Here is a 10,750-nt window from a genome sequence, read left to right on the forward strand (position 1 = left end):
AGTCTACAGGTTTATACCCAGTGAGAGTTTGACCATGCGACCTGGAGTAGAGTTTCCTTTCGTACGCCAATAGTCAACATCCAATAGATTGGTGGCTTCCAGTGTGACGCTTCCAGAAAATCCAGAAAGGGAATAGCGATAATTCAGGTTTGCATCCAGAAGGCTATAGGCTGGGAGCCAGACCGTGTTCGCTGGTCGGTCATAGCGCAATCCTACCCAGTTATAGATTACATTAAAGTCTATGGCTTTCACCCTGAGTGTCCCAGTGACGCCAAGCTTATTCTTGGGCCGATAGATAATATATTTATCCATAAGCGTCCCTTCAGACTTGTTCAAGGCTTTCATGTAAGTGTATTCGACGTTCAAGAGTAATTTGTCTTCCATCATACTGATATTTGCCGATGTTTCTACCCCTGTAGTTGATGTTTTTGAGAGATTTGATGGTGTCCATAGCTGACCCCCCTCAGCAGTCTGAGCCCAGAGGATGAGATCATCTACATCATTTCTGAAGTAATTGACAGACGTACTCAGATTCATCCCGGATACAGGAACTGACACATTTAAACCGAGATCATAATTCAAACCGTATTCAGATTTGAGATCCGGATTACCAATGGAATAAGCATCACGAGGCCAATAGAGATCATTGAACGAAGGTGCTCGATAAGAGCGTGTTATGTGAGTTGTGACATCCGCATTCACATCCCCCTGATGTCCTGTGGACAGGCTTAACCTGGGACTGATCTCTGAGGCAAAATCCGAAGGATCGTCATAACGTAACGCTAGGACTGCTTCCCATTGTGATAAAAAGCCCTGCAAAGCTCCAGAAATTGAACTGGTGAGGAAGGCGCTTTTTGTAATTCGCGTTTTGTCGCCGACTTCCGAACTGTTGATCTCATCGTTGCGATATGAATAGCCGTAAGAAAGATCCAGTTTGTCACCAATTTTTCCCGCCTGACTGATATCTAGACCCTTGGCATAGTTTTTATGGTCACTATGAATTTCCACAGTACTGCCTGTAGGATCATCAAATCGCGTACGGACAGTCAAATATAAGGCCTGGGCTTTCAGTGAGAATCCCTTGAAAATCTCGGGTTTATTATAATTCAGGTTATATGAATTTGTATCAAATCTGAGACGAGCGTCTGGTGTGAGATTGTAAGACAAACCTGGCGTTCCATTATCAGCAATATAGCTTGAAACGGACATCTGCAATTTCTGGTCTGCTGGTAAACTCAAACCGATTTTCCCAAAAGCACTTTGAGTCGATTCATGATTATTTGTGTGTGTGATCCTGTCATCAGTACCGTAAGCGATGAGGCCATCCAGATCCGTGTATGGATTCTGCATAAAATCGTAATCTCCATCCCAACCATCGATACGATAAGATAGCATGTAGTCAAATTTATTCAGGGTATTCGAAGTGTTCAGCGTAAATATTTGCCGACCAAATGATCCCAATGAGCCTTTGGCGCCTAAACTCCAGCTTTTCATATCTGGCTCGCTCTCCGATTTTGATTTTGTGGTAATACGGATTACGCCTCCCACAGCATCGGCACCATACTCAGCAGAGCGCCCCCCACGCAATAACTCGATCATAGCGACTTTATTGATGGAAATAGTGCTGACCTTAACCCCTACACTTCCTGGAACATTTAGCTTTTGGCCATCCATGATCACCACAACCTTTGAGGCACTTACATCCCTGAGTGCTACATCTCCCTGTGAATTGATGTAGACTCCAGTAATGATATTCAGCGCATCACCGACATTCTCACAATTATGCATTTTAAAATCCTCTTCTGTCAACACAACACGGGTCGTGTTTGAAGCCTCGGTAGCTTTGGAGCTGTCCACTTGCCCTTTTAGACTTCCAAGCATGGCAATTGAAAATATCAGAACACTCGTAATTATTGCTTTCATGGATTCATTCCTTTTGGCCTTTTTCCAATGATAAACTTAAGATAACTCAAGTTTGTTGACAATTCGACTGGCATAATCGGCAAGATTTAGGTGGTTCGCCTCTTCAATGATGCCAGCCACATGATCTGGGAATGCATCGGCACCACTTATAGCACCAGCCATACTACCTGCAATAGCACCCACCGTATCACAATCACCCCCCATATTTGCAGCAGCATGGATGACCCGCCAGGGATCACCCATGTAATAGTCCACAAGGGCCAGAGAGGTGGGGACAGCTTCTGTGGTAGCAACACCGGTCCCGATATAATTATAAAGGTCTGTCCAAATACGCTGTTCCGATTTTCCAGAGCGAACGATATCAAGTGCCCATTCCGTCCGGTGCTTTATGGATGCACCGGTCCAGAGCCCACCTTGCTTCATCCCCTGGTCTACACCATAAAAGAACGCTTCAATGATATCATCAAAGCTGCCATCATTAATGGCAGTTGAAATGACTGAAGCCACCCCGGCCGCACCTGCGATGGCGATATTTGTGTTGTGGGTTGGCATACAGACGAGAGCAGTGTCCGCGACAACTGCATCAAGATCACCTGGGTGGGCCAGACCAACTGCAGAAATGCGCATACTTGCGCCGTTGGTATCCCCGATGGTACCTGTTTCAGTTACTGGAACACCATCCCGAATCATTTTGAGGGCTCGGCCAGAACTTGGTCCCAGGTACAATCCTTCCAGGGCGTTGAGAGATTCAGCCCATTCGATAAGTTTCCGGGCAGCACCTTCGGCGGTAAAACCGCCGGTTTCCAGAAAAAGGTCAACCAATTGCAGGGTCTGCTGTGTATCATCGGTGATCTGTCCTGCTATCATTTTGTCATGAATCAGATGTCCTGCTGGTGCAGGCATAAACGAATTTATACCCTCTGGAAATAGACGCCTTATTTCTTCAGGAGGTAAAAGCGAAGTAGGCATTCCCAATGCATCTCCGGCAGCTACACCAAGAAGGCAACCATAAATCTTATTTCTCATTGACTAACTCCCCTCGCCAGCGTCCCTATAACATAGATGGGCTGTTGTATTGATTTGCGTAGCTGTTTGAGATTTGACATTGGCAAGGATGCCAGGACACAGGTTGAGGGACCCGCTGATTTGTGAACATCAACACCTGGATTGGAATCTGGTAGGAGTGCTAAGTCCGCACAATTCGCCAGCTCAGTTTGCTCATGAATCACTCCTTTGGAACCAACAGGTAGAATATCATGGACATATTCCAAGCTAGCCAGAGTACGAACACAGCTTGTATCGGCGATATCAGGATCGTCCAGATCTACATCATCGTCGGGTGCGGATTTTGGTGTGCCCACGCAAACAACGACATCCTCAGGTTTTGATCTACCGGGTTTGAAATCTGCCTCACTGACAAAGCCGAGCACAACCACACCCATTCCGGTTTGAACTGTGGGCACATTGTCCTCAGTGCTCCCGGTGAGCATATTGTCTGCATCCAGACCAGCCAGTGCTAATTCTTCACGTATGCCCTCAATTATCGCCTTACCACTGGGATCCATTTCCACAGCCAGAGTATCCACCACAAGGGCAGGAATGGCACCAGAGGCCAATGTTTCCATCAGTGGAACCCGAACGGCAAAACGACCCAAGATCCGTTCCGGTACCTGTACGATATCATGAGGTTTTGAACCAATCCCACCATCTGAATCACAGGCAATTACCAATGAAATATCCTGTGATATCTTGATTAATGTGAGGTCCCGAACCGTGCGGATCAGATTCTTGCTTTGGATTGACCCACGCTTCAATCCTGCATAAATATCTAAAATATCAGAAGTGTTTGACATAGATGCTCTGCTTACTCAACCACTTCCAATGCCACATGAAAAGTATCCTGCTCTGTCATGAATTGTGGGACATAATCCATTGCCATGGATTCAATTCGACCAGGTGCATGGATTGCTTCGGCGAAAAGTTTCACTGCTGTGGGAATCATTGGACCTGCCTGTTTCGTTTTTGCAGAATTAATGTATCGAATTTTTCCGTTCTGGACTGCTAGAATATTTTGAGCATCTTTACGATTTGCGATTTCACTTAAAGTGGTGGTTCCATATCCGCGCTGCTCACCCTTAAAATGTGTACCTTCCAGCCAGGCAGTCTCCCACCAGGGGACCAGAATTACTTCAGGATTAACTGACAGCACTTCATCCCAGGTAATGGAGGGGGCAATACCTTTGCGATCAGCATAAATGGGATCGGCTCCGGCCATGCGCATAAGTTCAATAATATAGGAGTCAGCTCCCGGGGCGCATTTGTAGGCATAATTGATCTCATAGTAAGTTTTCACCGTAGGCAAATTTGCATACTCAAGTTCCAGCGCTGCCAATTCCGAGGTAATTGATTCAACCAGTTTTTGGGCGGCATCATCCATATTGATAAATTTGCCAAGAGCCAATATCTTCTCATAGGTTTCGGCCAAGCTGCTTTCTTCCATATGGATGTAAGGGATATTTTTACTGCTAAGATATTTTTGATATTTCAATTGCATGCCAGTCGCAGTCAAAACGAGATCTGGTTTCAGAGAATCAACACGACTCATTGAAAGATCAACGAAGCCACCGATGCTCACCAGTTCGCCTGCTGATACTTTTTTCTGAATCTCATCGGGATAAATGCAAAATCTGGTCACCCCCACCAGTTGATCCATGGCTCCAATTTCTGCAACGGTTTGAGTCCAGTTTGGTGCCAGGGAGACTATTCTAAATACTTTTTCGGTTTCTGGTGTTCCACTACATCCGCTTAATATTCCGATTAATAACAGGAGGTTAAGGGACAATTGAAATTTCCTATGCATGATTTGTCTCATTGTATTTCCCCTTTTAAATGAAAAAAAAGTCATGTGAAAAATGTAAAATATATGAGTGAGTACGTTGTACCAACAACCCTACAACTAACGTAAATTAGCACTTGCTCCTTCGCAAGCATTTTTTTACTAAAAGAAGCTTAATTTAGCATATCAATTAACAGAGAAATGGGATTTCAGCCATCGTACGGGTCGATTGAACTGTTTACTCGTATCTATCCCAGGCAGGATCGGAGACGAACTGCTTTTGTAAGTTTAGCTTCTGATCTGGTGTCAGCCAGGAGGATTCTATGCCATTAAGAATCAAACTTTTAATTTCCTCGTGGGAAAATTTTAAGTTGCTGACAAGTGCACTGTATTCTTGTGGAAGCGAGGTATCAAACATGACCGGGTCATCCGTATTAATAGTGATGGATAAGCCCTGGTCAACGTATTGTCTTACCGGATGCTCCTGAATTGAGTTTACGGCACCAGTACAGACATTTGAGCGTGGGCATACTTCCAGTGGAATGCCATGGGCAGACAGGAATTCAACAAGCTTGGGATCTTCAAAAGCTCGTGTGCCATGACCTATGCGGTCTACTTTTAAACTATTGATGGCAGACCAAATGCTGGATGATCCAGCTGCCTCCCCTGCATGAGCAGTGGTTCGAAATCCAAATTTTCTGGCATGTTCAAATACATCTGCAAACCATTCAGCTGGAAAATCTTGTTCAGAACCCCCCAGACCTATTCCGATCACACCCTGTTCAGTTACTTCTCTTATCTGGGACAAAGTGATCTCAGCCATTTTTGGACCAAAATCACGAACGAGATCGGCAATAAGTGCCACTTCAACCTCTGGGACCAGGTCAATACCCTTGCGGATGGCTAGGGTGATTTCCTGGGGGTTTAATCCATATTTTGCAAAATCTGGTGGGGAGTAGAAGACTTCCGAATAGCGAATATTCGTGCGCGATAGTTCTCGGGCAACTGCCTCTGCCATGAGTGTAAAGTCATCATATTCACGAATAAACTGGTTCTTCCAGATCCAGGTCTCAATGAAATGTGGGAAGTCAGTATACCTGAACTTTTCTTTAAGTGCGTCAATATCTGCAACAGATTGATCCCCACCATACTTTTTTACCAGCTCCCACATCGTAGATAGAGGAATGGCACCTTCAAGATGCAGGTGAAGCTCAATTTTAGGTATGCTATGGAACCACTTCAAATCTGTTTGAGATTGCACTTTTTCAAATCCTCCAGATGTAATAATCTCTTTAGTGGCAGATGATCATGCCAGGTAGGGTGGTGTGTAATGTATGAAATGAATTGAAGCATGTCACATTCGATTTCTTTTTTTTGACTCCCTTGCCTATTCAAATTAATACGAAACAGCCCTGGAAACCTTAGTTCTATATATCTTAATCCAGGGCTACAAAACACAAACTTAGCTCGGAATCCAGGGGTCTATTTTCAAGAATAAATGTCTTTTGTCGAAAAGTCTCCAAAAATATAGTGCTTGATTAGAATTCAAAAACCATGGCAAGCGTCTCGTGAAAATTTATATTTGACTATCACCAAATGATATCAGTAAGGGGGATCTTATGGGTCAAGTCATGCTTTATAGTCAGCGACAAGTCGCATTAGCTGCATTTATTGGAACACCGGCAGCATCTGCCATTTTAATGGCACGCAATTTTCGCCGGTTTGGCAAACCTGAAAAAAGTAAAACAACTATCGCTATAGGAATCGTTGTCATGCTGCTCGAGGTACTTGTAGCAGTGTTTCTTCCTAATGGTCCATTTCTTGGAATTATACCTTTCCTTGCTGTGGCAACTGTCCAAATCTGGTATGGCAAAACCCAGAAGGACACCTATCTACAAATGCTTGAGCAAGAGGCTAACAAAGCAGGATCAAGTGAGGTCATTGGAATGGGTCTGATCTGGCTGATTCCCATCTGTGCATTGCTGCTCATCTTAAATACCATATTTCCAGATAACACCGTCACAAGCAATGACCCTTTTGCAGAAAACACTGATATGTTGATTCAGTGTGCACAGAAAGGTCAGCTCTTAAAACTCAGGTTTGAGTATTTTAAAAGAAAGCAATTTGGTGAGATTGAAAATAATGTGCTTGAAAAGGCACTAGCAGAAGCTATCCAAAACAATCATTTTGAAGTGTGTAAGTATCTACTTGCAAAAGAAGTCAATGTTAATAATAAAACCTACCACATGGAAACACCCCTGAATTTGGCGATCTGGAAAGCCGATGACATTATTGTGAACTACCTTTTAGAGCAGGGTGCGGATGTGAATCTCGCTGGCTACCAAGAGGCAACGGCTCTCCAGTGGGCTGCCGAACAAGGTAGAATATCAGTTGTGAAGGATCTTCTTGACCGAGGGGCACAGATTAATAGTCGTAATTTTAGTTATGCCTTTCAGGATGATCTGGATCCTGACACAGAGCTGAATATTGTGAAACTTTTCCTGGATCATGGTATTCAAACCGAGGATATATCTATTCATAGTGCCATCGGTAGGGGACGCCGGATTGAAATCCTGAAACTCTTCCTCGAGCGTGGCGCTGACCCCAATTCACGTGATGGTTTCTGGAAACCCGTTTTGCATGAAGCAGTCCAGTATGGCTCACTTGAGCAGGTAAAGGTACTCCTTGAAGCCGGTGCAGATACTGAAGCTATTTTTAAGTATGAAACACCCTTGGACCTCGCCATTAAAAAAGGGAGAAAGGATGTTGAAGATTTATTGAGAGCGTATGGGACAAAATGAAGACGATAACATCATTTTAGTGAAAGAAAATATAAAGTAAAATAACTTCATATTAATAGTTGGAAAAAGACCATATTCCCTATTAGGGATTAGATTGCTAATCGTAGCCCCCAATCGGGGGCGTAGATTAGTACGCCCGGCCAGCCTACGCTTTTCAAGCTTCGGCCTGGCAGGCAGGAGTGGCTGTGCCTCCGCACTACGTGCTGCGCTCGCCTTCCTCCGATACACTTCGGTTCGAACGCTACTTATCCTGCATGCCGCAGGTATATGGTTTGGATGTACGCCCGGCAGGAGTCGAACCTGCGGCCTTCGGTACCGGAAACCGACGCTCTATCCAGCTGAGCTACGGGCGCGAATATGGCAGGGCAAGGTATACTCAGCCTCTCCCCTTGTAAATCTATTTCAGACTGTTCTCAGCCGATTTAACCGTGTTTGAGAGCAACATGGCGATGGTCATGGGACCCACACCACCTGGAACAGGCGTGATGGCAGCGCATTTTCCTGAAACATTTGCGAAATCAACATCGCCAACCAGACGATATCCCTTTTCAGTACTATTATCATCAACCCGATTAATCCCCACATCAATCACAACTACACCTTCTTTGACCATGTCCTCAGTGATAAATTCTGGGACACCAGCTGCAGCAATCAGAATATCAGCCTGACGTGTGTGCACACCCATATCAGGTGTCCTGGTATGAACCAATGTCACGGTGGCATTTCCCAGATCCTTTTTCTGAATCATGAGATTGGCCATGGGTTTACCCACAATGTTTGAACGACCGACTACTACAACATGCTTGCCAGAAGTTTCAATCTTATAATACTTCATGATTTCAAGAATTCCAGCCGGTGTGCAGGAGACAAATCCATCTAAATCCAACACCAGCTTACCTACACTTACAGGATGGAAACCATCAACGTCTTTGTTGGGATCAATGGTCTCAATGATCATCTGTGAATCAATATGCTTAGGAAGTGGCAATTGAACCAGAATGCCATGGACCATATCATCTCTGTTGAGATCCTGAACAACTTTCAATAGCTCGTCCTGAGAAGTTGTCGCATCCAGTCTAAGTACCTGAGAATTGAATCCCAGCTTGGCACTCTGTCGCTCTTTAGATCTCACATAAACCTGAGAGGCGGGATCCTCCCCAACCAGCACTGCTGTTAATCCAGGCTTGATTCCCTTTTCAGCAAGTTTCTCGATTCGACCCTTAAGGTCAGACTTAACGGCCAGGGACACTTCTTTTCCACTGAGGATAAGCGGACTATTTGGCAAGTGCAGTACTCCTTGATTCTCTAATCACGACTACTTTGATCTGACCTGGATAGGTCATTTCTGCTTCTATGCGTCCGGCAATTTCCATGCTCAATGATTGTGCTCTCGTGTCATCAATCTTGTCACTTTCAACCATAACCCTGACTTCACGGCCAGCCTGGATAGCATATGATTTGGAAACACCGTCAAAACCTGTTGCAATGCCTTCAAGATTCCGAAGTCGTTTTATATAGCTCTCCAGTGTATCACCACGAGCGCCACGTCTGGAACCACTTATGGCATCTGCGGATTGAACAAGCGCTGAAATGGGTCCTGTCATAGGCACTTCTTCATGGTGAGATTCAATAGCGTTAATAACGGCTTCTGGTTCACCATACTTGCGGGCATACTCCCCGCCAATCAAGGCGTGGGTGCCGTCGGTATTCCTGTCAATTGCTTTCCCTAAATCATGGAGAAACCCAGCACGTCTGGCCATTACGCCATCCAGGCCTAATTCTGATGCCATGAGACCGGTTAACCAACCTACCTCAATACTGTGCTTCAAGATATTCTGTCCATAACTTGTCCGATATTTAAGCCGACCAATAAGCTGCATAATTTGAGCATGGAATGCTGGCAAATGTAATTCTGCCAGAGCCTCCTCTGCTGCAACCCGCATCTCCTCGTCCACTTCGGCTGTCGCTTTTGCAATCATTTCTTCAATTCGTGCGGGGTGAATACGTCCATCCTGAACCAGATTTGTCAGGGCTACCCGGGCAATCTCCCGACGGACGGGATCAAAACCTGAAAGCACAACTGCCTCAGGAGTATCGTCAACAATGAGCTCAACACCAGTAAGCTGTTCGAAGGTACGGATGTTTCTTCCTTCACGTCCAATGACCCGACCCTTCATCTGATCCGAAGGTAATTCCACAACTGAAACGGTTGATTCTGCTGTATGATCTGCAGCAGATCTTTGGATGGCAGAAATGACAATTTTATTCGCTTCCTTGGTTGCATTGGATATAGCGGTCTCACGAATTTGTTTGGCAACCACTGCGCCTTCAGCATGGGCAACTTCTTTTAAATTTTCAATGAGGCTATTTTTGGCTTCTTCCTGGGTCATCCGGGCAATTCGCTCAAGCTTCTCATTCTCTTCCTTGAGTATATCTTCGTAGCGTTGCTTTTCTGCTTCAATCTCACTTAATGATTGGGAAACCTGAGCTTCTACTTTCCGAATCTCCACTTCTTTTCTGTCCAGAGCTTCCGATTTGTTATCCAGCTTGATCTCACGGTTAGAGATGTTTTTTTGAGACTCACGAACTTCTTGCAGTTTTACCTTGGCCTCGTCTTCAGCCTGGTGAATGATACTTATGGCTTCATCCCTTGCTTCCAGCTCTTTTTCCTTCTTGATTGAGATGGCGTCTTTTTCGGCTGTGGCAAGAATTTGTTCAGCCAGCATACCAGCATTTCTCGCGTTTTGTTTAAAGGAATAGGATACAAGGGGTATAGCGATGCCGAAGCCCAAGATGACAGCAATGAGGGGCAGGAATTGGGAAAAATCCATAGGTTTCACCTTTCATATTAGAATGAAAACCTCTGGGAATTTTATGCCTGTAAACAGGAACTCGGTGCTGACACACCGTTGTACGGAATTCTAAGCCTAAGTGCTAAGTGTTTCGTCAATGAGTTCGGTGAGTGCCTGTACGCGCTCCTCGAATCGATTTGCTAACTTTTCATTCTCCTGACGTGCTGAAAACAACTCATCAGTAATGTTCATTCCAGCTAGAATGGCTATCTTCCCCTCAGCCGAAGCAGTATTGGGACCATCGTCAACTTCTCTCATTTTCATATCGACGTAATTAGCGACACCACTGATATAACTGGAATCTGCCTTACCCTTGATAGTGTAAGTTTTTCCATATA

The 10,750-nt window shown here is 44.9% G+C and carries 9 protein-coding genes and 1 tRNA gene; 1 reads left to right on the forward strand and 9 read right to left on the reverse strand.

All coding sequences use genetic code 11. The annotated features are described in order from the left end of the window. Window positions 1-3: 3 nt before the first annotated feature. From ISR87_06595 to add, 5 genes are all read right to left on the reverse strand, one after another. The gene (locus ISR87_06595) at window positions 4-1,923 is read right to left on the reverse strand and encodes a TonB-dependent receptor (GenBank protein ID MBL7025111.1); all 1,920 of its coding nucleotides are present in this window, start codon (window positions 1,921-1,923) and stop codon (window positions 4-6) included. A gap of 36 nt (window positions 1,924-1,959) precedes the next feature. Further along, entirely contained in the window at window positions 1,960-2,949 is a 990-nt protein-coding gene (locus tag ISR87_06600) for an ADP-ribosylglycohydrolase family protein (protein MBL7025112.1), read from the reverse strand. Further along, window positions 2,946-3,776: a hypothetical protein gene (locus tag ISR87_06605; GenBank protein MBL7025113.1), complete on the reverse strand. Its 831-nt coding sequence runs from the start codon at window positions 3,774-3,776 to the stop codon at window positions 2,946-2,948. The genes ISR87_06600 and ISR87_06605 overlap by 4 nt, the downstream gene beginning before the upstream one ends. A gap of 11 nt (window positions 3,777-3,787) precedes the next feature. Then, a complete protein-coding gene (locus ISR87_06610; protein ID MBL7025114.1) occupies window positions 3,788-4,783 on the reverse strand; it encodes an ABC transporter substrate-binding protein in 996 nt (331 codons plus the stop codon). A gap of 214 nt (window positions 4,784-4,997) precedes the next feature. Next, window positions 4,998-6,020, reverse strand: a complete 1,023-nt coding sequence (gene add / locus ISR87_06615; protein MBL7025115.1) for an adenosine deaminase — start codon at window positions 6,018-6,020, stop codon at window positions 4,998-5,000. 358 nt (window positions 6,021-6,378) lie between these two features. Here add and ISR87_06620 point away from each other — a divergent pair, with 358 nt between their 5' ends. Further along, a complete protein-coding gene (locus ISR87_06620) occupies window positions 6,379-7,560 on the forward strand; it encodes an ankyrin repeat domain-containing protein (GenBank protein ID MBL7025116.1) in 1,182 nt (393 codons plus the stop codon). Between the two features lie 279 nt (window positions 7,561-7,839). Here ISR87_06620 and ISR87_06625 read toward each other — a convergent pair. The 4 genes from ISR87_06625 to ISR87_06640 all read right to left on the reverse strand — a co-directional run. Beyond that, window positions 7,840-7,913, reverse strand: a tRNA-Arg gene (locus ISR87_06625). A gap of 44 nt (window positions 7,914-7,957) precedes the next feature. Next, window positions 7,958-8,845, reverse strand: a complete 888-nt coding sequence (gene folD, locus ISR87_06630) for a bifunctional methylenetetrahydrofolate dehydrogenase/methenyltetrahydrofolate cyclohydrolase FolD (GenBank protein MBL7025117.1) — start codon at window positions 8,843-8,845, stop codon at window positions 7,958-7,960. Next, complete coding sequence (gene rny / locus ISR87_06635; GenBank protein MBL7025118.1) at window positions 8,835-10,391, reverse strand: ribonuclease Y; 1,557 nt, start codon at window positions 10,389-10,391, stop codon at window positions 8,835-8,837. The genes folD and rny overlap by 11 nt, the downstream gene beginning before the upstream one ends. A 96-nt stretch (window positions 10,392-10,487) precedes the next feature. Further along, window positions 10,488-10,750: cell division protein ZapA (locus tag ISR87_06640; GenBank protein MBL7025119.1), on the reverse strand; the 263-nt coding region annotated here is incomplete at its 5' end.

It is taken from the genome of Candidatus Neomarinimicrobiota bacterium, assembly GCA_016784545.1.
In the GTDB taxonomy this organism is placed as follows: Bacteria; Fidelibacterota; UBA8477; order UBA8477; family JABMPR01; genus JABMPR01.

Bases quoted from the DNA above. Each gene is read 5' to 3' on its own strand.
- ISR87_06595 (MBL7025111.1), bottom strand. From the start codon at position 1,923: ATGAAAGCAATAATTACGAGTGTTCTGATATTTTCAATTGCCATGCTT.
- ISR87_06600 (MBL7025112.1), bottom strand. From the start codon at position 2,949: ATGAGAAATAAGATTTATGGTTGCCTTCTTGGTGTAGCTGCCGGAGAT.
- ISR87_06605 (MBL7025113.1), bottom strand. From the start codon at position 3,776: ATGTCAAACACTTCTGATATTTTAGATATTTATGCAGGATTGAAGCGT.
- ISR87_06610 (MBL7025114.1), bottom strand. From the start codon at position 4,783: ATGCATAGGAAATTTCAATTGTCCCTTAACCTCCTGTTATTAATCGGA.
- ISR87_06620 (MBL7025116.1), top strand. From the start codon at position 6,379: ATGGGTCAAGTCATGCTTTATAGTCAGCGACAAGTCGCATTAGCTGCA.
- rny (MBL7025118.1), bottom strand. From the start codon at position 10,391: ATGGATTTTTCCCAATTCCTGCCCCTCATTGCTGTCATCTTGGGCTTC.